23 protein-coding genes are annotated in these 22,213 nt (G+C 63.6%); 12 read left to right on the top strand and 11 right to left on the bottom strand.

The features are described 5' to 3' along the window. Nucleotides 1–75 precede the first annotated feature (75 nt). A complete protein-coding gene (locus QCE58_RS18750) occupies nucleotides 76–573 on the top strand; it encodes a hypothetical protein (protein ID WP_051079011.1) in 498 nt (165 codons plus the stop codon). Between the two features lie 7 nt (nucleotides 574–580). Here the strand turns inward: QCE58_RS18750 and QCE58_RS18745 are convergent, their stop codons facing one another. Next, entirely contained in the window at nucleotides 581–1,468 is an 888-nt protein-coding gene (locus QCE58_RS18745; RefSeq protein WP_175980514.1) for a LysR substrate-binding domain-containing protein, read from the bottom strand. Between the two features lie 131 nt (nucleotides 1,469–1,599). Between QCE58_RS18745 and QCE58_RS18740 the strand changes: the two genes are divergently transcribed. After that, nucleotides 1,600–2,355 (top strand): SDR family NAD(P)-dependent oxidoreductase, encoded by a 756-nt coding sequence (locus tag QCE58_RS18740; RefSeq protein ID WP_250522210.1) that lies wholly within the window; start codon nucleotides 1,600–1,602, stop codon nucleotides 2,353–2,355. A 7-nt stretch (nucleotides 2,356–2,362) separates the two neighbouring features. Here the strand turns inward: QCE58_RS18740 and QCE58_RS18735 are convergent, their stop codons facing one another. From QCE58_RS18735 to QCE58_RS18710, 6 genes are read right to left on the bottom strand one after another with little or no spacing between them, the layout of a single operon-like run. Further along, the gene (locus QCE58_RS18735) at nucleotides 2,363–3,205 is read right to left on the bottom strand and encodes a class I SAM-dependent methyltransferase (RefSeq protein WP_034473361.1); all 843 of its coding nucleotides are present in this window, start codon (nucleotides 3,203–3,205) and stop codon (nucleotides 2,363–2,365) included. A gap of 49 nt (nucleotides 3,206–3,254) precedes the next feature. Continuing rightward, the gene (phaZ, locus tag QCE58_RS18730; protein WP_008347529.1) at nucleotides 3,255–4,070 is read right to left on the bottom strand and encodes a poly(3-hydroxyalkanoate) depolymerase; all 816 of its coding nucleotides are present in this window, start codon (nucleotides 4,068–4,070) and stop codon (nucleotides 3,255–3,257) included. Nucleotides 4,071–4,097: 27 nt separating this feature from the next. Further along, a complete protein-coding gene (locus tag QCE58_RS18725) occupies nucleotides 4,098–5,777 on the bottom strand; it encodes an alpha/beta fold hydrolase (RefSeq protein ID WP_250522209.1) in 1,680 nt (559 codons plus the stop codon). A 25-nt stretch (nucleotides 5,778–5,802) separates the two neighbouring features. After that, nucleotides 5,803–6,267 carry a MaoC family dehydratase gene (locus QCE58_RS18720; protein WP_033536411.1) on the bottom strand — a complete coding sequence of 155 codons (465 nt, stop codon included), beginning with the start codon at nucleotides 6,265–6,267 and terminating at the stop codon, nucleotides 5,803–5,805. Between the two features lie 10 nt (nucleotides 6,268–6,277). Further along, the gene (locus tag QCE58_RS18715; RefSeq protein ID WP_250522208.1) at nucleotides 6,278–6,649 is read right to left on the bottom strand and encodes a BON domain-containing protein; all 372 of its coding nucleotides are present in this window, start codon (nucleotides 6,647–6,649) and stop codon (nucleotides 6,278–6,280) included. A gap of 19 nt (nucleotides 6,650–6,668) precedes the next feature. Then, nucleotides 6,669–7,796: a porin gene (locus QCE58_RS18710; protein WP_008347523.1), complete on the bottom strand. Its 1,128-nt coding sequence runs from the start codon at nucleotides 7,794–7,796 to the stop codon at nucleotides 6,669–6,671. A gap of 257 nt (nucleotides 7,797–8,053) precedes the next feature. Between QCE58_RS18710 and QCE58_RS18705 the strand changes: the two genes are divergently transcribed. From QCE58_RS18705 to QCE58_RS18690, 4 genes are all read left to right on the top strand, one after another. After that, nucleotides 8,054–9,109, top strand: a complete 1,056-nt coding sequence (locus tag QCE58_RS18705) for a 3-keto-5-aminohexanoate cleavage protein (protein ID WP_008347521.1) — start codon at nucleotides 8,054–8,056, stop codon at nucleotides 9,107–9,109. Nucleotides 9,110–9,180: 71 nt separating this feature from the next. Then, the gene (locus tag QCE58_RS18700) at nucleotides 9,181–10,527 is read left to right on the top strand and encodes an MFS transporter (protein WP_284502605.1); all 1,347 of its coding nucleotides are present in this window, start codon (nucleotides 9,181–9,183) and stop codon (nucleotides 10,525–10,527) included. A 28-nt stretch (nucleotides 10,528–10,555) separates the two neighbouring features. Beyond that, nucleotides 10,556–10,735 carry a hypothetical protein gene (locus QCE58_RS18695; RefSeq protein WP_250522207.1) on the top strand — a complete coding sequence of 60 codons (180 nt, stop codon included), beginning with the start codon at nucleotides 10,556–10,558 and terminating at the stop codon, nucleotides 10,733–10,735. A 7-nt stretch (nucleotides 10,736–10,742) separates the two neighbouring features. After that, nucleotides 10,743–11,018, top strand: a complete 276-nt coding sequence (locus QCE58_RS18690) for a Rieske (2Fe-2S) protein (protein ID WP_250522206.1) — start codon at nucleotides 10,743–10,745, stop codon at nucleotides 11,016–11,018. 11 nt (nucleotides 11,019–11,029) lie between these two features. On the opposite strand, the gene QCE58_RS18685 is transcribed toward QCE58_RS18690, so the two are convergent. Beyond that, on the bottom strand, nucleotides 11,030–11,761 hold the full coding sequence (locus tag QCE58_RS18685; RefSeq protein ID WP_008347516.1) for an MBL fold metallo-hydrolase: 732 nt from the start codon (nucleotides 11,759–11,761) through the stop codon (nucleotides 11,030–11,032). Between the two features lie 431 nt (nucleotides 11,762–12,192). On the opposite strand from QCE58_RS18685, the gene QCE58_RS18680 reads away from it, so the two are divergent. The 3 genes from QCE58_RS18680 to QCE58_RS18670 all read left to right on the top strand — a co-directional run bounded on the left by QCE58_RS18680 (nucleotide 12,193) and on the right by QCE58_RS18670 (nucleotide 15,734). Continuing rightward, on the top strand, nucleotides 12,193–14,118 hold the full coding sequence (locus tag QCE58_RS18680) for an FAD-binding monooxygenase (protein ID WP_250522205.1): 1,926 nt from the start codon (nucleotides 12,193–12,195) through the stop codon (nucleotides 14,116–14,118). A gap of 10 nt (nucleotides 14,119–14,128) precedes the next feature. Next, the gene (locus QCE58_RS18675; RefSeq protein WP_033536433.1) at nucleotides 14,129–14,569 is read left to right on the top strand and encodes a MarR family winged helix-turn-helix transcriptional regulator; all 441 of its coding nucleotides are present in this window, start codon (nucleotides 14,129–14,131) and stop codon (nucleotides 14,567–14,569) included. Nucleotides 14,570–14,726: 157 nt separating this feature from the next. Next, nucleotides 14,727–15,734: a hypothetical protein gene (locus QCE58_RS18670; RefSeq protein WP_250522204.1), complete on the top strand. Its 1,008-nt coding sequence runs from the start codon at nucleotides 14,727–14,729 to the stop codon at nucleotides 15,732–15,734. Between the two features lie 15 nt (nucleotides 15,735–15,749). On the opposite strand, the gene QCE58_RS18665 is transcribed toward QCE58_RS18670, so the two are convergent. Further along, a complete protein-coding gene (locus QCE58_RS18665; protein WP_008347508.1) occupies nucleotides 15,750–16,313 on the bottom strand; it encodes a sugar O-acetyltransferase in 564 nt (187 codons plus the stop codon). A 203-nt stretch (nucleotides 16,314–16,516) separates the two neighbouring features. Between QCE58_RS18665 and QCE58_RS18660 the strand changes: the two genes are divergently transcribed. After that, a complete protein-coding gene (locus QCE58_RS18660; protein ID WP_309780036.1) occupies nucleotides 16,517–17,653 on the top strand; it encodes a branched-chain amino acid ABC transporter substrate-binding protein in 1,137 nt (378 codons plus the stop codon). A 32-nt stretch (nucleotides 17,654–17,685) separates the two neighbouring features. Here the strand turns inward: QCE58_RS18660 and QCE58_RS18655 are convergent, their stop codons facing one another. Beyond that, nucleotides 17,686–18,771 (bottom strand): tartrate dehydrogenase, encoded by a 1,086-nt coding sequence (locus tag QCE58_RS18655; protein WP_250437106.1) that lies wholly within the window; start codon nucleotides 18,769–18,771, stop codon nucleotides 17,686–17,688. A 108-nt stretch (nucleotides 18,772–18,879) separates the two neighbouring features. Between QCE58_RS18655 and QCE58_RS18650 the strand changes: the two genes are divergently transcribed. Continuing rightward, on the top strand, nucleotides 18,880–19,794 hold the full coding sequence (locus QCE58_RS18650; protein WP_008347503.1) for a LysR substrate-binding domain-containing protein: 915 nt from the start codon (nucleotides 18,880–18,882) through the stop codon (nucleotides 19,792–19,794). A gap of 7 nt (nucleotides 19,795–19,801) precedes the next feature. Here the strand turns inward: QCE58_RS18650 and QCE58_RS18645 are convergent, their stop codons facing one another. Then, the gene (locus tag QCE58_RS18645) at nucleotides 19,802–20,725 is read right to left on the bottom strand and encodes a LysR family transcriptional regulator (protein ID WP_250522203.1); all 924 of its coding nucleotides are present in this window, start codon (nucleotides 20,723–20,725) and stop codon (nucleotides 19,802–19,804) included. Nucleotides 20,726–20,903: 178 nt separating this feature from the next. Between QCE58_RS18645 and QCE58_RS18640 the strand changes: the two genes are divergently transcribed. Next, on the top strand, nucleotides 20,904–22,205 hold the full coding sequence (locus tag QCE58_RS18640) for an MFS transporter (protein ID WP_250522202.1): 1,302 nt from the start codon (nucleotides 20,904–20,906) through the stop codon (nucleotides 22,203–22,205). Nucleotides 22,206–22,213 lie beyond the last annotated feature (8 nt).

The following is a 22,213-nucleotide window of genomic DNA, read 5'->3' as shown; positions in this document are numbered from 1 at the left end:
CGTCTGCGACGAAGCTCGCTCGAATTAGTTAGGAACTCGAACCATATGTTCTGAAGAAAATTTTGGAGGTTGATCATGACCCGTTTCCCCTGTTCAACGAAACTCCTTGCGTTGCCGGTTCTGAGCCTGATGGCAGGCGCATCCGCCGCTTGGGCGCAGACGCTTCCGAAGCAAGGCAATATCGAAGCCACGTACACCGCATCCGGCGCGGATGTGCGCAATATCAGCGTGAGCGGCGATGACGCCGTGTATCTCTTCGAATCCACGCTCCTGATGACGAACAACAAATCGCCGCTGATGCAGAACGTCACCGCGCGCTGCGTCGAAGCCGGCTTCAGCGCGGGCACGGCGACCGGATATTGCGTCTATTCGGACAAGGACGGCGACAAGTTCATCGAGTCCTACACGTATCAGGGCGGCACGCCCAAGGGCAAGGGAACGATCGGCTCGGGCACGGGAAAATACAAGGGCATCGAAGGTCAGTTCGACTGGCAGCAAGTCGTCGCCCTGCCCTCGGACAAAGGGACATATAACTACGTCGGCAAGAAGACCGGCAGCTATCGCATTCCGTGAGCGAGATTCAAAGCTGAAAGATGGACGCCACATGATCGATGAACGCGCGGACGACAGGCGGCAGCCCGCGACGGGTCGTGAAGACGAGGTGGACGATCCCGGTTTCGGTTTTCCACGACGGAAATACATGCACGAGCTCGCCGCTCGCGACCTGCTCGCGACAGACGTGATCCGGCAGCAAGGCGACGCCGAGCCCAGCCATCGTCGCATCGCGCAGTGAGACATAGTCCACGCACGTCATGCGCGGCTCGCTGCGGATCGTATGCGACGCGCCATCCGGTCCGGTGAATTGCCATTCGATCTCGCCCATCTGATCGGTGGTCGCGAGCGTCGGCAATGTCGATAACACCGCAATGTCGCCGCTCGTGCAAAGCGACGCGACAACGGGCGCGGCCACCAGAATGCGGCTCGAATGCCCCAGCGTCCGCACGATCAACGACGCGTCCGTGTCCAGCCTGACGCGCACGCGAATGGCAATGTCGATGCGTTCCTCGATCAGATCGACGGGACGATCCACGGCGATCACCTGCAAGCGCGCCTTCGGAAAGCGCGTGAGAAACGTGTTGTATGCCTTCGACAAAGTCGGCATGAGACCGAGCGGACAACTGCAGCGGATCACGCCGCGCGGTTCGCTGAGCGCTTCGGAGACGACCGAATCGGCTTGCTGTACGTCGAGCACGATCGTCCGGCAACGCTCGTAGAACGCCTGTCCGACGTCGGTCACGCGAAAGCGGCGCGTCGAACGTTCGATCAGGCGCACGCCGAGCCGCGCTTCGAGCCCGGCGATGCGTCGGCTGATCGTCGATTTAGGCGTGCGCAGGACGCGGCTCGCCGCCGCGAAGCCTCCATGCCCGACGACTTCCGCAAATAGAACGTAATCGTTGATGTCCGCCATGCCGAATGCCTCGATTGACCCATTTTTGGAACTATCAAACTCAGTTTCGCAGTCTACCGCGCCGATTGTCTCATCGGCATGATGTCTTCAACGCGACGCAACGTGCGACGCGAAACCAACGGAGAACTCAAATGACTGGCAAATTCGAAAACAAGGTCGTGGTCGTGACGGGCGGCACCAGCGGAATCGGCTATGCAACGGCGGCGCGTTTCGCGGCGGAAGGCGCGTCGGTGTTCATCACCGGCCGTCGTCAGAAGGAGCTCGACGCGGCTGTCGAGTCGATGAAGGGCCGCGTCGTCGGCATCCGCGCGGACATGTCGAACCTCGCGGATATCGACCGCGTCTACGATGCCGTTCAGCAGAAGCATTCGCACATCGACGTGATGTTCGCCAACGCCGGCGGCGGCTCGATGCTGCCGCTCGGCGCGATCACCGAAGAGCACTACGAAGACACGTTCGGGCGCAACGTGAAGGGCACGATCTTCACCGTTCAGAAGGCGCTTCCGCTGCTGCGCGACGGCGCATCGGTGATCCTGACCGGGTCGACGGCGGGCAGCGTGGGCACCGCCGCGTTCAGCGTCTATAGCGCGTCGAAGGCGGCCGTGCGCAACCTCGCGCGTAGCTGGACGCTGGACCTGAAGGAGCGCGGAATTCGCGTGAACGTCGTCAGCCCGGGGCCGGTGAAAACGCCTGGTCTCGTCGAGCTGGCCGGCCCCGATCAGGCGCAGCAGCAAGGCCTGCTCGACTACATGGCGTCGAACGTGCCGCTCGGACGCGTCGGCGATCCGGACGAAGTCGCGAAGGTCGTGCTGTTCCTCGGATCCGATGAATCGAGCTTCGTCGCGGGCGCGGAATTCTTCGTCGACGGCGGCATCGCTCAGGTCTGAGACCTCACTAAGGCTTGACGAACCTGAGCGTCATGCGATCCGACTCGCCGATGGCGGCGTAACGCGACCGGTCGACATCGCCGCCCCGGTAAGTGGGCGGCAAGGACCACACGCCGTTCGGATAGTCCTTCGTATCCTTTGCATTCGCGTTGATCTCGCTGCGCGCAACCAGCACGAAACCCGCTGCTTGCGCGTGCTCGATCACGAATGCTTCGGTCACGTAGCCGGAATCGATCATTTGCTGCACGGTCGTTCCCGGCCGCGCGCGATGCTCCTCCACGCCGAGCACGCCGCCATGCTTGAGCGCGTCATTGAACGCGCGCAGGTTTGCATCGATCTGGCCGTCCTTGATCCAGTTATGGATGTTCCTGAACGTGAACACGCGGTCGAACCGCTCATGCGCGTTAAAGCCGATGAAGCGCCCCGCGTGCAACGTGCCGACGACGACGTTTCCATACACCGCGGGCGCAGCCGCGAGCTTGCGCCGATAAGCGGCGTCGGTATCGCTGTCCTCGGCGGCGAGATCGGCGGATATGCTCAGATATTGCGCCTCGTAAAGCTGACCCGAATCGTGCAGATAGGGCGCGAGTATGTCCGTGTACCACCCGCCGCCCGGCGCGATTTCGAGCACCGCCTGTGTCGGAGTCAGCTCGAAGAACTGCAGCGTTTCTCTCGGATGACGATAGACGTCGCGCGCCCTCGCCTTGTCGCTGCGTTGCGATCCGTTAATGGCGGCATCGAGCGACGATTGCGCATCGCGTGAAGAAGACGCGCATCCTGTCAGCGCGAGCATGAAGCTGGCGGCGGCGATGACAATCGCGCGCCGCATGTCGAGGCGAATGAGGTTCATGAAGCACGATGCGAGTCCGAGGTATCCGACACGATACGCGTTTCTTTCGCTATTCGCTCGCCAGGAAACTGCGCACCAGCGGCCCGACTTCGCATGTTCGCGTGATGAGAAACAGATGCCCGTCCTCGATGACATGCAGCGTCGCGCGCCGGATGCGGCGTGCAAGGATTTGCGCGTTGACGAGCGGAACGATGGGATCGTCGTCGCCGTGCATGACGAGCGTCGGCTGGCGCAGGGAGCCGAGCCAGAGCAGGCTGCTCCATCCGCACGTCGCGAGCAGTTGATACATGTATCCGCGTCCGCCCGGCGCGCGAATGTGACGGCCATGTTCCGCCAGCAGCGCGGGATCGCGCCGGTAAGCGCCGCCGTAAATCTCCGCGCCCACTTCCCGCAGATAGTCCGGATCGCGGTAACGCCGCGCGCCGACGAGCTTCGACAGCACCGATAGCCGCCCCGGCACCATGATGACGCCCGGCGATGTCGCGGCCAACACCAGCCTGCGGCAGCGATACGGATACATATACGCGAACTGTTGCGCCAGCGCGCCGCCCCACGACACGCCGAGAATGTCGACCGGCCCTTCGTAGCCGAGCTTCCCGAGCAGCTTGTCGGTCATCACCGCGAGCGTCGCGAAGCGATACGGCACGAGCGGCGCGGGCGATCCGCCGACGCCGGGAACATCGAAGACGACGACTTCGACATCGCCGAGCGCATCGGCGAATGGCTGAATCAGTTCGAGATTCGCGCCGATGCCGTTGAACACGACGAGCGGCGGCGAAGTCTCGTTGCCACGCCAGATGCCCACGCGAAGCGTTTGGCCATCCAGCGAAACAGTCTGTATTTCCGGTGCGCGCACGTTTTTCATCTTTGTTTTCCGTTTGGACGCTTCGCTTCAGGCCTCGCTGACATACGTTCCGGGCGCGTCGGCCAGTCGCTTGTGACGCCGGTTGCCGAGGGCTCGCGGCGCGGGACGCAGTTCGCCCGAGCGTTGCGCAAGCCAGTCGCGCCAGTCGTTCCACCACGAATCCGCTTCCGGGCGCGCGCCGGCGAACCATGCATCGGCGTCTTCGGGCAATGCGTCGTTACGGAAGAACTTCGCCTTCGGATTGCCCGGCGGATTGATGAGGCTCTGGATATGCCCGCTCGAACTCAGCACATAGCGCGTCTTGCCGCCGAACGCGCGCGCCGTGTTATAGACGCCCTTCCACGGCGTGATGTGATCGGTCACGCCGGCCATCACATACGTGTCGCACTCGACCTTCGACAGATCGACCGGCGTGCCGAGCACCGTCAGCTTGCCCGGCTCGCTGAGCAGGCTGCGCGTGAAGATGTCGAGCAACTGGCCGTGCAGCTTCGCGGGCAGGCGCGTCGTGTCGTTGTTCCAGTAGAGGATGTCGAAGGCCGGCGGCGCCTCGCCCATCAGATAGTTGTTGACCCAGAAGCTCCAGACGAGATCGTTCGGCCGCATCCATGCGAACACGCGGCCCATTTCCTCGCCGGGCAGCACGCCCTTCGCGCGACTGTTGCGCTTGGCGACTTCGATGGCTTCGGGCGTCGTAAAGAGACCGAGTTGCGAATCGGCGCTGCTGTCGAGCACGGCGACCATCAGCGTGGCCGCGTGGACCGTCTTGTCGCCGCGCGCCGCCAGATGGCCGAGCAGCGCGGAGATCGTCATCGCGCCGGAGCACGCGCCGTGCAGGTTCACATCCGCGTGACCGGTGATGTCGCGCACCGCGTCGATCGCTTCGATGAGCGCGGCGACATACGTGTCCATGTCCCAGTCGCGCTGCGCCTCGGTCGGATTGCGCCAGCTCACGGCGAACACCTGGAACTCGCTCTGCACCAGATATTCGACGATGCTCTTCCCCGCCGACAGATCGAAGATATAGAACTTGTTGATCTGCGGCGGCACGATGAGCTGCGGACGCGCGCGGACGTTCGGCGTCGCCGGCGCATACTGGATGAGTTCGAGCACTTCGTTGCGGAAGACGACCGCGCCCGGCGTCGTCGCGAGATTCCCGCCGACGCGAAACGCGCGCTTGTCGACCTGCGAAGGCATGCCCTTGTTGTTGAGCGTATCGGTGAGCATGTTGCGCATGCCGGCGACGACGCTCGCACCGCGCGTGTCGACGAGCTTGCGCAGCGCCGCCGGATTGCCCGCGAGCGTGTTGGTCGGCGCGAGCGCATCGGTCAGGAGCGACATCACGAACTGCGCGCGCTCCTTGCTGGCATCGTCGAGCGCGGACCGATCGATGAATCCGGCGAGCGCATCGCGCCATGCCAGATACCCCGTCAGCGTCGTGCGATACAGCGGCTGTTCGCGCCATGCCGGATCGGCGAATCGCTTGTCGCCTTGCTGCGGCGAAGGCGCGTGAGCGCCGTTGACCGCCGAGCTCAGATCGCGGACGAGCGCCGCGGTCTGTCCCATCAGCAACGCGGGATGCAGCATCGCCTGAGCGCCGATCTGTCCCGCAGCCGCAAACATGTCGACCGCGCGCAATCCGACGAACGGGTTGGGTCCGAGCATGCCGTCGGCGGCGCTGGCCGTGAGGCCTTCGTTCTCGTTGATCATTTGAAATTCCTTCCACGCGCCGCCGTTACGCGACGAGCATTGCGAGCGTTTGTGCGATCAGCGCCGGCTTCGTCTCGCCTTCGATCTGCAATTCACTGTCCGTCTTCACGAGGATGCGTCCGCCGTCCTTGCGCTCCACCGCACTGAGCACGACGCGGCATCGCACGCGCTTGCCCGATCGCACCGGCGTCATGAAGCGCACCTTGTCGAGTCCGTAATTCAGCGCGGCGGATGCATCGGGCGGAATGAGGCCGACTTCGATCGCGAGCGTCGCCAGGAGCGACAGCGTCAGATAGCCGTGCGCGATCGTTCCGCCGAACGGGCTCTCGCGTTTCGCGCGTTCCTCGTTGACGTGAATCCACTGCATGTCGCCCGTGCATTGCGCGAATGCCTCGATGCGCGCCTGATCGACGATGACCCAGTCCGACACGCCCAATTCCTGGCCGACGAATTCATCGATCGTCGCCATGCTGTATTCCATCGTTCTCATGCAATCTCCGTTATTGCGCGAAATTGCGCCGCACGGTCAGCTTGTTCGTGACAGACGTCACGCCCGGGACGCCTTTCGCCAGCGTTGCAGCCTTCTCGATCTGCGCCGCGTCGGCCGCGGTGCCCGTCAGCGTCACCGCGCCGTCTTTCGCGCTCACGCCGATATCGCCCGCATCGATGCTCTTGTCCTTCGCGAACGCCGCGTACACGAGCTTGCGCAGCACGCGATTCTCCTTGCGCGTCGCGACAGGTGCGCTCGCGGCCGAGGCCATCGAAGGCGCGTTCGCCGCCGCGATCGACTGGCTCGATTCGAGGCCGGCGCTCATCGACGCCATCACGATCGCTGCGCCGCCCACCGCATTGCGTGACATGATTTTCTTCATGGTTGCTCCGTTTATCGTCTTAGAAGTTGTGCCGCAGGCCGATCATCGCCGCGGTGGTCGACTCGCCCGGAGCCACGGGTTGCCCGTAGACGATCGTCTGGTTCATCGTGCCGTGATTGTCGACATAGCCGACTTGCGCATATGCGAGCGTGCGCTTCGACAGGCTGTACTCCGCGCCGAGCGCGAATTCGCTCGAATGATTCGTCGAGTTGTTGTTGTCCTTCAGGTAATAGAAGCCCGAAGTCATCTTGAACACCGGCGAGAAGCGATAGCCGAGGCCCGCCGAATAGAGGTCGTAGTCCGCGCGGCCCGCGTTCGCCGGATTCTTGCCGTGGCTGTACGAGCCGGACACCGAAATGTCGCTGAACGTGTACATCGCGCCGAAGTAGACGAGCCGGTTGTTGTTGAGGCCGGTCGCCGCGACGCCGGGCAGCGGGTTCGCATCGTGTCCGTTGTAGTAGACCGCCGCGAGGTTCAGGCCGAAGTTCGAATACTTGACCACGGCGGACTCGCGCGTGCCGCCCTGGAATTCGCCCGGTACGCCGCCCGGCGCGTATTCGAGCGCGAGCGACGCGCCATAGAATTTCGGCGATTCGTAGACGAGCGCGTTGCTGTCGTACAGCGCGCCGATCGGACCGTTCGTGCTGGTGCCCGGCCAGCCGGCGGCCTGATTCATGCCGAGCCACGCGGTGAGAATGCTGCCGAAATACTGCGCGCCGCGCACGTCGGTATCGAACATTGCGTAGACCATCGGCACGATCTGGCGGCCCGCGTTGAACGTGCCGAACGGGCCGGAAATGCCGAGCGTCGCGAACTGGTTGAACTGCGCGGGCACGCCGGGTGTATCGGACAGACCGAAGCGGCCGCTGCCCGAATCGAAGGTGCCCTGCAGCCTGAAGTTGACGCGATATCCGCCGCCGAGATCTTCGTAGCCTTTAAGGCCCCAGTAGCTGGCGTAGATGCCGCCGTCCTTGTAGCGATACACCTTGCCCAGATTGGGCGCGTTCGGCGCGAACGACGCGGCCGACGTGCTCTGATAAAGCAAGCCTGCATCGACGACGCCGTAAAGCGTCACCGAACCTTGTGCCGCCGCAGCGCCTGAGCACGCGAGCAACGCGGCGAAGCATGGAATTCTTCCGAGTTTCATAAGGTCTCCGTATCTTGTTGCTTCCGGACGTCGTGATCGAAAAGGCAGCCGCGTAATCGGCCGCTTCACGGCGCGTGAAGTCATGTTGCAAGAATACGGAAAGCGCGCGGTCAAAACCCCTCTCGCGGCGGGAGGGGCAACGGCTGCAGATCGCGCCCTCAATATCGCGCCCTCCCCTCCCGACGCGAGAGGGTTGCACGAGACATCTCTCCACTACGATGGGTTCAGGTCAACGAATCCAATTCACAGGAGCGAACATGCAATTCCTCGACGATTCCCTGCACCCCGAAAACCAGGACAAGGTCGTAATCACCGTTGCGCCTTACGGTCCCGAGTGGATGCCGGAAGATTTCCCTGAAGATATCCCCGTGACGATGGAAGAGCAGGTGCAGAAAGCCGTCGACTGCTACAACGCGGGCGCGACGGTTCTCCATCTGCATGTGCGGGAACTCGACGGCAAGGGCAGCAAGCGCCTCTCGAAGTTCAACGAGCTGATCGCCGGCGTGCGCGCGGCGGTGCCGGACATGATCATCCAGGTCGGCGGTTCGATCTCGTTCGCGCCGGAAGACGACGGTCAGGCGGCCAAGTGGCTCTCCGACGATACGCGTCACATGCTCGCCGAACTCGATCCGAAGCCCGATCAGGTGACCGTCGCGATCAACACGACGCAGATGAACATCATGGAGCTGCTGTATCCGGAGTATCTGGCGGGCACTTCGCTCTCCAACCCGGCGTTCATGGCCGCCTACGCGGAAATGACGGTTCCCGCCGGCCCCGCATGGGTCGAGGAGCATCTGCGCCGTCTGCAGGCGTCCGGCATCCAGCCGCATTTCCAGTTGACCGGCATCCACGCGCTGGAGACGCTCGAACGCCTCGTGCGCAAGGGCGTGTACAAGGGGCCGCTGAATCTGACGTGGATCGGCATCGGCGGCGGCTTCGACGGTCCGAATCCGTTCAACTTCTTCAACTTCGTGCATCGCGCGCCGGACGGCTGCACGCTCACGGCGGAGTCGCTGCTGAAGAACGTGCTGCCGTTCAACATGATGGCGATGTCGATGGGCCTGCATCCGCGCTGCGGCATCGAGGATACGATCATCGATCAGCACGGCAACCGTTTCACGTCGGTGCAGCAGATCGAGCAGTGCGTGCGCGTGGCGCGCGAACTGGGACGCGAGATCGCGAGCGGCAAGGAAGCGCGCGAGATCTATCGCATCGGCGTGCAATACGAAACCATCGACGAAACGCTCGCCGCCAACGGCATGGCGCCGAACCGCAAGGCCGGCCAGGTCAATCTGCCGCTGCGCGCGGCCTGACATCAACACTCCACGGCGATGGCGGGATGCTCACGCGTCCTGCCGGAAGCCGGACATCGGAGGAGACAATCTTGGATATTCATTGCATCGAGCCGGCGAAGTGTGACGACAACACCGCCACGGCCAAATCACGCAAATACGCGTGGATCGTTTTCGCGCTGACCTTCGGTCTGCTTTTATCGGACTACATGTCCCGGCAAGTGCTGAACGCGGTGTTTCCGCTGCTCAAGCAGGCATGGGGCCTTTCCGACACGCAGTTGGGCTCGTTGAGCGGCGTCGTCGCGCTGATGGTCGGCCTACTCACCTTTCCGCTTTCCGTGCTCGCCGACCGCTGGGGCCGCGTGCGCAGCCTCGTTCTGATGGCGACGCTCTGGAGTCTCGCGACGCTCGGCTGTGCGATCGCGACCAACTACGGCGAAATGCTCGTGGCGCGCGCCTGCGTCGGTCTCGGCGAGGCGGCTTACGGCAGCGTCGGCATCGCGCTGATTCTCAGCATTTTCCCCGCGCACTTGCGCTCCACGCTCACCGGCGCGTTCATGGCCGGCGGTGCGTTCGGCTCGGTGCTCGGCATGGCGCTCGGCGGCTTCGTCGCCATGCACTTCGGATGGCGTGCCTCGTTCGCGGCGATGGCGATCTTCGGCATCGTGCTTGTGATCGTCTATCGTCTGACGGTTTCCGACAAGCGCATCGCCGCGCGATATGGCGACGCGCAACCCGCCACGCGACAGGCGGACGGCATCCGCACGAGTCTGCGCGCGCTGCTGGCCGGACTCTTCTCGACGGTTTCCGTCGTCTGCGCGTACGTCGGCAGCGGCTTGCAGCTTTTCATCATGGGCGCGGTGATCGCGTGGATGCCGAGCTTCCTCAACCGCTACTACGCGATGCCCGCCGACAAGGCCGCGGCAGGCGCCGCCGTCTTCGTGCTGCTCGGCGGCATCGGCATGGTCGCGTGCGGTGTCGTCACGGACAAGATTTGCCGCAACGCGCCGTCGCGCAAGTGGATCACGGCGCTGGCCTATTGCCTGATCTCGATCGTGCTGCTGTCCATCGGCTTCCGCGTTGCTCCCGGCGCATTGCAGCTCGTGCTGCTCGGCGCGGGCATTCTGGTCGTCGCGGGTACGTCGGGGCCGGCGGGCGCGATGGTGGCCAACCTCACGCCATCGACGATCCACGCCTCCGCATTCGCGACGCTCACGCTCGCCAACAACCTGCTCGGCCTCGCGCCCGGCCCGCTCGTGACGGGCGCGATCGCCGACCGCATCGGTCTGTTGGGCGCGTTACAGGTGATTCCGCTCGTCGGCGTGGCGGCAATGGTCGCATTCGCGCTCGGCAGAGCGAGATATGCACGCGATCTCGACAAGATCGACGCGCTGCGCGGACGTGCAACAGAGCAGCAAGCAACCGAAATCAGCAGATAAATTCACGCCACTTCAAGGAGAAACAGCAATGACCGATCGTCTGCACACGGCTTCGTCGACCGAAACCGCCGACACCGTCGAACAATCGAAACCGGAGGTCCCGTCGACCACGACGTCCACGCGGACATGGGCGTGGGGAGCGTCATACGGCCCCTACGACTGGATGGACGCGCACACGCCGTGCGATGACCTGAGTCCGTGGCATTGAATCCGCGATGACACACAAACTATCGATCGCGCCCGAGAACGTGCCGCAGACCGGCGCGCGCACGCTCACGTTCGTCGATGGACGCAGCGTCGTGCTCTTCAATATCGAAGGCGTCGTTCACGCGATCGACAATTCATGTCCGCACAACGGCGCTTCGCTCGCGAACGGCCGGCTCGACGGACATATCCTTCAATGCCCCGCGCACGGCCTGCGTTTCGATGTCGTGACGGGCTGTGTCGTCGGGGCGAAAGGAATGTGCCTGACGAAACTCGATATCGAATGACGTCGGACGTTTCATTGCTTCACGCTCTGCGCCAATGCGCGCAGCAACGCAGCGCCGTCACCGCTCCACGCGCTGCCGTGCATGCAGGCGAGCGTGGTCGGAGCGAGTTGCGCGAGGCGCTCGAACATCGCGTCGGCGTTACGCGTGTGAGAGAAGTAATCCATGCTGCGCCGAAACGCTTCGCTCGGGCCCAGAATATCCCCGGTGGTCAACGCGGGCAGCGTCGCGCCGCCTTGCGTGAACAGATCGCCGCATAACAGCGTGCGCGTGCTGTCTTCCATCATGAAGCCGCACTCCCAGGCGTGCGGCAGATGCGGCGTGTCGATCCATCGCACGCGATGACGTCCGAGCGGGATCGATTCTCCGTCGGCGAGCGCGACGGGCGCGCGATCGGCGAGATCGGTGATCGACACCATCGCCGCAACCGTGCCGCACAGCGGCGTGGCATCGGGCGACGCCGCAAGCCACTCGTTGAGCGAACCGCACTCGTCCGCTTCGACGTGCGAGAACGCGATGTGCCGCAAGCGCGCCGGATCGATCACGCTCGCGAGCGCTTCCCGCACGAGCGGGAACATCTTGCGCGGACCGGTATGAAAGAGCAGCGGATCGTCATCGACGATCAGATACTGGTTGAAGGAAAAACCGCCCGCATCGCCGGGCAGCGTCACGGGCGTGTTGATGCGATACACGCCAGCGGCGATTTCCTCGACGTTCGTGCCGGACTGCGAGTTCGTGATGACCATGGATGCCTCCTTGGTTGATCGTTTCCCGCCGCACGCGATTCCTGCGAACCGGTCGCGTTTTCGGATGACGGCGTCATCTCATACTTCGCCCGCGGACGCAGCAGGAAAGTCTGCGTGCGCTGCTCCATCACATGCGCGGCTCAGCCGCCCGTGCGGCTGACGATCCAGATCGCCGTCGCCGATCCGAGCGAATCAGATGTACGAGCCGATCGCCCGCCGCCACGCATTGAATATATCCGCATTCGTCGATGCCGCCACGCGCGCATAACGCACGCTGCGGCCCGAGCCAGCCGACGCAACCCGTCATGCTTTGCTGCACGAGACGCGCCGATCTAGGGGTAAACATCCAGTTCGTCGGAATCGCTTTGATATAGTTGGTGTACGGAGTATATTTCAGGCCATCGAGACATCCAGTCAAAGAGGGAGACACCATGCAATTTCATCTCGACGGTTTCCGCGTCGGCGATCCGACGATCGAACCTGCCGCCAGCGACGCGCCTCGCGTCGACATGCCCGAAACGGTCGATGTCCTGATCGTCGGCAGCGGGCCTGCGGGACTCGTGCTGGCCGCGCAACTCTCGCAGTTTCCGACGATCGATACGCGCATCGTCGAGCGCCGTTCCGGACCGCTCTTGATGGGCCAGGCGGACGGCGTCGCGTGCCGCACCGTCGAGATGTTCAATGCGTTCGGCCTGAGCGATCGCCTGCAGCGCGAGGCGTACTGGGTCAACGAAACGGCTTTCTGGCGGCCCGATGCCGAAGATCGCGGCGCGATCAGGCGTACCGGCCGCGTTCAGGATACCGAAACAGGTTTGTCGGAGTTTCCGCACGTCATCGTCAATCAGGCGCGCGTGCAGGACTATCTGCTGGGTGTGATGCGGCGTTCCGCCTTGCGTCTCGAACCGGACTACGATCTCGAAGTCGTCGATGTCGAGCGCGACGACGACGGCGACGGCGACGGCGACGGCGATCATCCGGTGAAAGTCACGCTGCGGCGCACCGATGCGGCGCGGCTCGACGAGACCGTCACCGTGCGCGCGCGTTATGTCGTGGGTTGCGATGGCGCGCGCAGCCGCGTGCGGACGGCCATCGGGCAAACGCTGCGTGGCGATGCGGCCAATCACGCGTGGGGCGTGATGGATGCGCTCGCTGTCACGGACTTCCCCGACATTCGTCTGAAGGTCGCGATTCAATCCGCGAGCGAAGGCAATCTGCTCATCATTCCGCGCGAAGGCGGGTATCTGGTGCGCTTTTACGTCGATCTGGGCGAGGTCACGGCGGACAATCGCGACACCATCAAGCAGATCAAGGTCGATCGCATCATTCAGACCGCGCAACGTATCCTTCATCCCTATTCGCTCGACGTGAAGGAAGTCGCGTGGTTCTCCGTGTACGAGGTCGGGCAGCGTCTGACGGACCGTTTCGACGATGCCATCGCCGCCGATGGCACGAGTCGCGAGCCGCGCGTGTTCATCGCGGGCGATGCCTGCCACACGCATAGCGCGAAGGCCGGCCAGGGCATGAACGTCTCGATGCAGGACGGCTTCAATCTCGGCTGGAAACTCGGCGCGGTGCTGCGCGGACTCGGCGACGCCGACCTGCTGCGCACCTATTCCGACGAACGTCAGCCGATCGCGCAGGAGCTCATCGATTTCGACAAGGAATGGTCGGCCATGATGGCCGCACCGCCCAAAGACCCGAACCGGCCCGAAGCGGGCGGCGTCGATCCCGCCGAGCTTCAGGCGTACTTCGTGCGCGCGGGCCGCTACACGGCGGGCGTCGCGACGCGCTACCGTCCGGCCATGCTGACGGGCGAGCCGACGCATCAGGCGCTCGCGAGCGGCTTCGCGATCGGCACGCGCTTTCACTCGTCGCCCGTGATTCGTCTGGCCGATGCCAAGCCGATGCATCTCGGACACGTCGCGCGCGCCGATGGCCGCTGGCGTCTGTATGCGTTTTCTGATGCGAACGGCCGCGCGCTGCATGCGCTATGCGAACATCTTTGCGCTTCGCCCGATTCCGTTCTGCGGCGCGTGACGCCGGAAGGCGCCGATCCGGACAGCGTTCTCGATCTGCGCGCGGTGTTGCAGCGGGATCATCGCGACGTCGCGTTGAATGAACTGCCGGGCATTCTCCTGCCGCGCAAGGGGCGCTATGGTCTGGTCGACTACGAGAAAGCATTTACCAACGATGCGGCGACTGATATTTTCCACGAGCGCGGCATCGATCGCGAACGGGGCGCGATCGTCGTGGTCCGTCCGGATCAATACGTCGCGCATGTCCTGCCCCTGGACGCGTACGCGGAACTGAACGCCTTTTTCGATCCGATCTTTCCGCGTGCTTCAACCCGCTCATGAACTGATCAAATTGCCGAATAAAGAAGATGACCGCGCGCTGTCGCGATACACGGGCAGCCTCGTGCGTCGCGCGCAGCAGCGCCATGTCGCGGTGTGGCTCGCCGAGGTTTCCGCCGAGATTACGAGCGTGCAGTACGCGGCGCTCGAAGTCCTGCACGAAACGCCCGGCGTCAATCAGCGCCAGCTCGGCGATGAACTCGATGTGGACCGTTCGACGATCGCCGATCTCGTCGCGCGCATGGTTCGCAACGGTCTCATCGAACGCTCGGACGATCCCGTCGACAAGCGCAGTTACGTGCTCTTCCTGACGCCGGCCGGAAAGAAGCAACTGGCGGCGCTGCGTCCGCGCGTCGAGGAAGTCGAGCGCATTCTCACCGCGCGGCTGACGAAAAAGGAATGTCTGGAGTTACGGCGGCTGCTTGCGGCGTTGCTGCCCGATCGCGAAGTTTGAGTAAGCAGTTAGTCCCAACGCGACATGCGGATGCGCGCGCCGGACAGGTTCCAGGCCGACAAGGTCTTGGCGATTTCCGTCCGGCCGGCATGTCCCCGGTTTCATGACAGTACCCTCGCAGGCAATGACAACCACGTCCAGTCGACTTGGGGGAGACATGAACCGGATTCAGGCACTCTTGGCGGCATTGGCCGCCACTTCGTTGCTGGCGGCTTGCGGCGGCGGCGGCGACAGTTCTTCGGGCGTTCAAAGCACGTCCACCGCGACCGCGCCTACGCCGGCTTCAGAGCCTGCTCCCGCTGCCACGCCCGCGGGTTCGTCGCCGAATATCGTTGCCATCGGCGATAGCCTGACGCAGGGAGTCGGATCGGATATCGGCGGCTACCCGGCAATTTTGTCCGGCATGCTAAATAATCGGACCTTTGCGAATCTCGGCATCGGCGGGCAGACATCGACGCAGATCGCGGCGCGCGTCGGAGCATTGCCATCGACGGTCACGGTCGATGGCGACGCCGTGCCGGCGAGCAACACGGCGGTCCATCTTTCGAGCGTGTCGATCGACATGCTGTCGACACCCGCCGATGACGTCGCTCGGAGCAAGCCGGGCACGCTCTGCTCGGTGCATGGCGCGCTCCAGCGCACAGCGGACGGCGGACCGCCATCGACGACCGAAACCTATACGTTCGTGCGGGACAGCGCCGGATCGGCAGTGCCTTGCGCCGCCGGATCGGCATTCCTCGGCGATTCGGAAGGCTATGACACATGGACCGCGATCATCTGGGTCGGCCGCAACAATGGCTATGACGCACAGACCGTCCTCGCGGACGTGAAGTCCATCGTACAGTGGCTCAAGCCCGCGGGCGCGCACTTCGCGGTGCTTTCGATCATCAAGGGCGATTTCACCGGCGAGTATGCGGGCGGAGAAGTCGCGAAATATCTCGACGATCTCAACGCGTCCCTGAAGGCGGCGTATCCCGACAATTTCATCGACGTCGAGTCTGCGCTCGTCAATGCCTACAATCCGAGCCTTCCTCAGGACGTCATCGATCACAGCCACGACATTCCGCCGTCTTCACTGCGCTCCGACGCGATCCATCTCAACGACGCCGGCTATACCATCGTCGCCGGACAGGTGAAGGCGCTGCTCGCATCGAAGAACTGGTAACGGCGATCGGGACTTCTAGTCGCGGACAGCAGGACGAACACGCGCCGGATTCCCGACCGCCGTGGCGCCGGCGGGCACATCGCGCGTCACGATGCTGCCTGCGCCGATCAGAGCGTCATCGCCGATCGTCACGCCCGGCAGGATGATCGCGCCCGCGCCGATCCACACATTGCGGCCGATCCGCACGGGACGCCCCAGTTCGAGGCCCGTCGCGCGCACGGCAGGATCGCGCGGATGATCGGCGGTCAGAATCTGCACGCCCGTCGCGATCTGCGTCATGTCGCCGATCTCCACGGCGACGACATCGAGAATCGTGCAGTTGTAGTTCAAGAACACGCCCGCGCCGAGCGTGATGTTGTAGCCGTAGTCGCAATGAAACGGCGGCCGGACCATCGAGTCCGGACCGATGGCGGCGAACCGTTCGCCGAGCAACCCGTACCGCTGTGCGAGCGGCATGTCCATCGCGCCATTGAAGCGCGCCATCCATGCGCGCGCCGCTGCCTGATCGGCCTGAATTTCTGCGTCGTTGGCCGTGTACAGCTCGCCAGCCAGCATCTTTTCTTTCTCTGTCCGATTCATCTGCAAATCCTCGACTCATGATGGGCGCGCCGCAGAACAATCGTTCGCTCGCGGAGAAATCAGTATTTTCCCCCGAATACGAACCGCCGGAATTCGACAGAAAATAAGTCCCGAAACGATACGACAAGCCGAATGACGGCCTTCGCCCGCGTTAAGCGAACGCCCGAACCGCGTATGACCTTCACTTGATGGAGTGCCCTGTCATGAAAACGTTCGTTTCCCTCTTCGCGGCGTCCGCGCTCTGCCTGGCTCCGCTCATTGCAAGCGCGCAGCAGACCGTCAAGATCGGCCTGTCCGCGCCGCTCACCGGCATCAGCGCCGCGAACGGCAAGGATCTGGAAAACGGCGTGCGGCTCGCGATCGAAGAAGCCAACGCCCAGCACATCAGCATCGACGGACAGCCGGTCCAGTTCGAGCTCGCATCCGTCGACGATCAGGGCGATCCGCGCATCGGCGTTCAGGTGGCGCAGAAACTCGTCGACGATGGCGTCGTTGCGGTCGTCGGCTATTACAACTCCGGCGTCGCGCTTCCTTCCGCGCCCATCTTCGGGAAGGCCGGCATTCCGCTGCTCGATCCCGCGGCGACGAATCCCGCGATTACGCGTCAGGGCTTGAACAACGTGTTCCGCATCATCGCCACCGACACGCAGAATTCCGGCAACGCCGGCACGTATGCCGTGAAGGTCACGAAGGCGAAGCGGATCGCGGTCATGGACGACCGGACCGCCTTCGGGCAAGGCGCGGTCGAAGAGTTCAGGAAGGCGGTGCAGGCGGCGGGCGGCCAGGTCGTGTCGGAGGAATACACCAACGACAAGGCCGTCGAATTCAATGCGCAACTGACGAACATCAAGGCCGCCAACGCCGATCTTCTGTACTTCGGCGGACTCGATGGTCAGGCCGGGCTGATCGTCAAGCGGATGAAGCAGCTCGGCATCCGCGCGCAGTTCTTCGGCAGCGGCGGGATAGCCGACAGCGTGTTCATCAGTTCAGCGGGAAACGCGGCTGAAGGCGCGATGGCCTGGGAATACGGCCGGCCCGTCGATTCATTGCCCGAAGGCCGCGCGTTCGCCGCGAAATTCAAGAAGCGCTTCGGCGCGGAGACGCTGACCTACGCGCCGTTCGCGTATGACTGCGCGTGGCTCGCCATCACCGCGATGAAGAAAGCAAATTCCGTGAAGCCCGCCGCGATCATCGAGACGCTGCGCACGATCCAGTACAACGGCATCACCGGAAATATCTCGTTCGACAAGTTCGGCGATCTGAACAACCCGACATCGACGCTGTATCAGGTCAAGTCGATGAAATGGCAGCCCGTGACGACCATCGGCGCGGAGAAATAGACGCGCTCGCGGAACGTCATCGGGCAACCGATTCAGGCCGCGTTAGCCGCCTGCTTGTCGACCAGCGCGCAGACGGCGGCCGTCACTTGCGCCGTCGTCGCGGTGCCGCCGAGATCGCCGGTGTGCAGCGACTTGTCGGATGTCACGGCTTCGATCGCCTGCATGACGCGTTTGGCCGCGTCGAACTCGCCGAGATGTTCGAGCAGCATCACGACCGACCAGAACGTGCCGACGGGATTCGCCAGGCCCTTGCCCATGATGTCGAACGCGGAGCCGTGTATCGGTTCGAACATCGACGGATAGCGGCGCTCCGGATCGATGTTGCCCGTCGGCGCGATGCCGAGACTGCCCGCGAGCGCGGCGGCGAGATCGCTGAGAATGTCGGCGTGAAGATTGGTGGCGACGATCGTATCGAGCGTCTGCGGACGATTGACCATGCGCGCGGTGGCGGCGTCGACGAGTTCCTTGTCCCATTTGACATCGGGGAATTCGGCGGCGACTTCGTTCGCGATCTCGTCCCACATGACCATTGCGTGACGTTGCGCGTTGCTCTTCGTGATGACGGTCAGCAGCTTGCGCGGACGCGACTGCGCGAGGCGGAACGCGAACCGCAGAATGCGCTCGACGCCCGCGCGCGTCATGATCGACACATCGGTCGCGGCTTCGATCGGATGACCTTGATGCACGCGCCCGCCCACGCCGGAATATTCGCCTTCCGAGTTTTCACGCACGATCACCCAGTTCAGGTCTTCGGGCTTGCAGCGCTTCAGCGGCGCGTCGATGCCCGGCAGGATGCGCGTCGGACGCACGTTCGCGTACTGGTCGAATCCCTGGCAAATCTTGAGACGCAGGCCCCACAGCGTGATGTGATCGGGCACGTCCGGATCGCCCGCCGAGCCGAAGAGAATGGCGTCCTTGTCCCGGATCGCATCGAGTCCGTTCGCGGGCATCATCACGCCATGCTGACGGTAATAGTCCGCGCCCCAGTCGAAATTCTCGAATTCGAAAGCGAATGCCTGCGTGGACTTGGCGAGCGCTTCGAGCACTTGCTGGCCCGCCGGAACCACTTCCTTGCCGATGCCGTCGCCGGGAATCGTTGCGATGCGATAGGTCTTCATGTCTCCGTCCTTCGATGTTGTCGGGTATGGGCGAACTTTAACCGCATTCCGGCTCCAAAACCGGTGCTAGACTCAAAGCATCTTTAACCTGAAGTTACGAATGAACCGATGCCCGATGCCGTCCAGCCCGCCGATCTGAGCTTCTTCTCCACGCTGTCGGCGGCAGGCAGTCTGAGCGCGGCCGCGCGCGAGCTCGGCCTCACGGCGGCGGCCGTCAGCAAGCGTCTTTCGCAGATGGAAGCGCGCGCCGGCGTGGCGCTCGTCAATCGCACGACGCGGCGGATGATGCTCACGCCGGAAGGCGAGTTGTATCTGGAACACGCGCGCCGGATTCTCGACGAGATCGACGAACTCTCCGAACTGCTCGGCGCCGCCAAGCAAAGCCCGAAAGGTCTGCTGCGCGTGAACGCGACGCTCGGTTTCGGGCGCAGTCACGTCGCGCCGCTGATTTCGCGTTTCAGCAGGATGTATCCGCAAGTGTCGGTGCAGTTGCAGTTGTCGGTCACGCCGCCGCCGCTCACCGACGACAAGTTCGACGTCTGCATCCGGTTCGGCGAACCGCCCGATACGCGCGTGATCGCGCGGCGTCTCGCGGGAAACCGGCGGCTGTTGTGCGCCGCGCCGTCGTATATCGAGGCGCATGGCATGCCGCTCGTCCCGCACGATCTGACGCGGCATAACTGCATCGGCATTCGTCAGGGCGACGAAGCCTACGGCGTGTGGCGGCTCACGTCCGGACGCGGCGCGTCGCGCAAGACGGAAGCGGTGCGGATCGACGGCACGCTCACGACGAACGACGGCGAAATAGCCGTGAAGTGGGCGCTCGAAGGCCACGGCATCCTGATGCGCGCCGAATGGGATTTGAAGCCGTATCTGGCCGATGGCTCGCTCGTGCGCGTGCTGCCCGACCACGAAACGCCCAACGCCGATATCTTCGCGGTCTACTCGCAGCGGCATCAGATGTCGAACCGCATTCGCACGTTCGTCGACTTCATCGCGCAGGAGCTGAAGGGCGACGCGTGAAGCGCCGCTACCACGGCGAGCCGGCGGGCGAAGGACCATCGGCGTGCTGGCCGAGATAGTGACGCAGATGATCGACGAAAACCGCGACCTTCGGCGACAGATTCAGCCGTTCGGGATAGACCGCGTAGATATCGGCGGGCGGCGTGTCGTATTCGCTCAACACCTGAACCAGCCTTCCGCTGCGCAGATACTTCGCGACGTCCCATTCCGCGCGCATGAGAATGCCGCGCCCTTCCAGCGCCCAGTTCAGCGCCACTTCGCCGTCGTTGGTGCTGAGCTTGCCGTGCACTTTCACGGTCTCCGTGCGCCCGCTGCGCGTCAGACGCCAGTTGCCATAGGCGGCCTCGTTCTGACGCAGCACGATGCATTGATGCGAAGTCAGATCATGCGGATGCGCCGGCTCCCCGGCCACACGCAAATATCCCGGCGACGACACCAGAAGCCGCCGATTCGACGCGATCTTCTTCGCGATCAGCCGTGAATCCGGCATCTCGCCGAAGCGCACGGACACGTCGATGCTCTCGTCCGGCAGGCTGATCGGCCGATCGGTCAGATGCAGTTGCACTTCGACATCGGGAAACGCCTCGCTGAATTCCGAGATCGCCGGACCGATATACGACCGCCCGAATCCCAACGGCGCATTGACGCGCAACAGTCCTTTCGGCGCGGCCCGGCTGCTGGAGACCGTCCGCTCCATGTCGTCGATGTCGCTCAATATTCGCTGGGCGTTCGCGAAATACACCTCGCCTTCGCTCGTCAGACTGATGCGCCGCGTCGTGCGGTTGAGCAGGCGCACGCCGAGCCGGTCTTCGAGCGAAGAGAGCCGCCGCGAGACCGCCGGCGGCGTCAGATTCAGCTCTCGCGCGGTCGCGGCCAGACTGCCTTGCTTCACCAGCAGGCAGAAGAATCCCAGTTCCGAGTCGGCGCCCATTCGTGATTTTTTTGCAATGATGAATTAAGTTTAAGTCGATTCATACGCGATTCCAACGGTTTTAACCTAGGCGTCAGCTCACGTAAAGGGCGACCCGCTTCGAGCCGACGTTCGAAGACGGCATCAAAACCGCACCAGACGGTTTCGAACCCTATCAATCGGAATCAGGAGACGTTCCATGGAAATGGACATCGAGAAGCGCACTCTGCGCAAGGTCAGCTGGCGCATCGTGCCGTTCATCATGCTGCTGTACTTCATCGCGTATATCGACCGGGTGAATATCGGCTTCGCGGCGCTCACGATGAAGACCGACCTCGGCTTCACCGCGTCGATTCTCGGCTTCGGCGCGGGCATCTTCTTCTGGGGCTATTTCCTGTTCGAAGTGCCGTCGAACATCGTGCTGCACAAGGTCGGCGCGCGCATCTGGATTGCGCGGGTCATGGTGACGTGGGCGATCATCTCGGCGGCGATGGCGTTCGTCACCGGGCCGACGAGCTTCTACATCATCCGCTTCCTGCTGGGCGCGGCCGAAGCGGGCTTCTTCCCCGGCATCATCCTGTATCTCAGCTACTGGTTTCCCGCGCGGCATCGCGCTGGCGTCGTCGCGTTTTTCATGGCCGCCGCGCCGCTTTCCACCGCGCTCGGCTCGCCGCTGTCCGCCGCGCTGCTCGAAATGGACGGCGTAAGTGGACTGCACGGATGGCAATGGCTCTTCATCCTCGAAGCCGTGCCGGCGCTCATTCTCGGCGTGGTCGTTTTCTTCTACATGACCGACAAGCCCGAGAAGGCCAAATGGCTGAAGGACGACGAGCGCAACTGGCTGGTCGATGTCATGAACGCCGAAACCGCCAGCCGCGCGACCACGGCGAAGCACGGCATCATCAGCGGCCTTGCGAATCCCCGCGTAATCGCGCTGTCGCTGATTTACTTCGGCACGTCGGCGGGGCTGTACACGCTCGGCATCTGGGCGCCGCAGATCATCAAGCAACTGGGCGTGTCGTCGATGACCGTCGGCCTGCTCAACGCGATTCCGCCGATCGTGTCCGTCATCGCGATGGTCCTGTGGTCGCGCCATTCGGATCGCACCGGCGAGCGAACCTGGCACGTCGTGCTGGCGTGCGTCGCGGCGGCGGTCGGCCTGATCGTGGCGGCGATGGCCAATAGCGTCGTCGGTCTGATCGCCTCGCTGACGCTGGTGAACATCGGCATCAGTTGCGCGAAGCCGCCGCTCTGGACCATGCCGACGATGTTTCTCTCCGGCGCGGCGGCCGCCACCGGCATCGCGACGATCAACTCGATCGGCAATCTGGGCGGCTTCGCCGGTCCGGTCGTCATCGGCTGGCTCAAGGAATCGACGGGCAGCTATGCGGGCGGCCTCTATTTCGTCGCCGGTCTTCTCGTGATGTCCGCCGTGCTGACCTTGCTTCTCGCCCGCTCGCAGAAGCCTTCGGTATCGACCAGCAACGCCGCCGCACACTGAAAAAGCAC

The sequence above is a fragment of the Caballeronia sp. LZ028 genome, from assembly GCF_031451415.1.
Classification (GTDB): Bacteria; Pseudomonadota; Gammaproteobacteria; order Burkholderiales; family Burkholderiaceae; genus Caballeronia; species Caballeronia zhejiangensis.
Note: the sequence above shows the minus strand (reverse complement) of the source record. Positions and strands in the feature narration are given on the sequence as shown.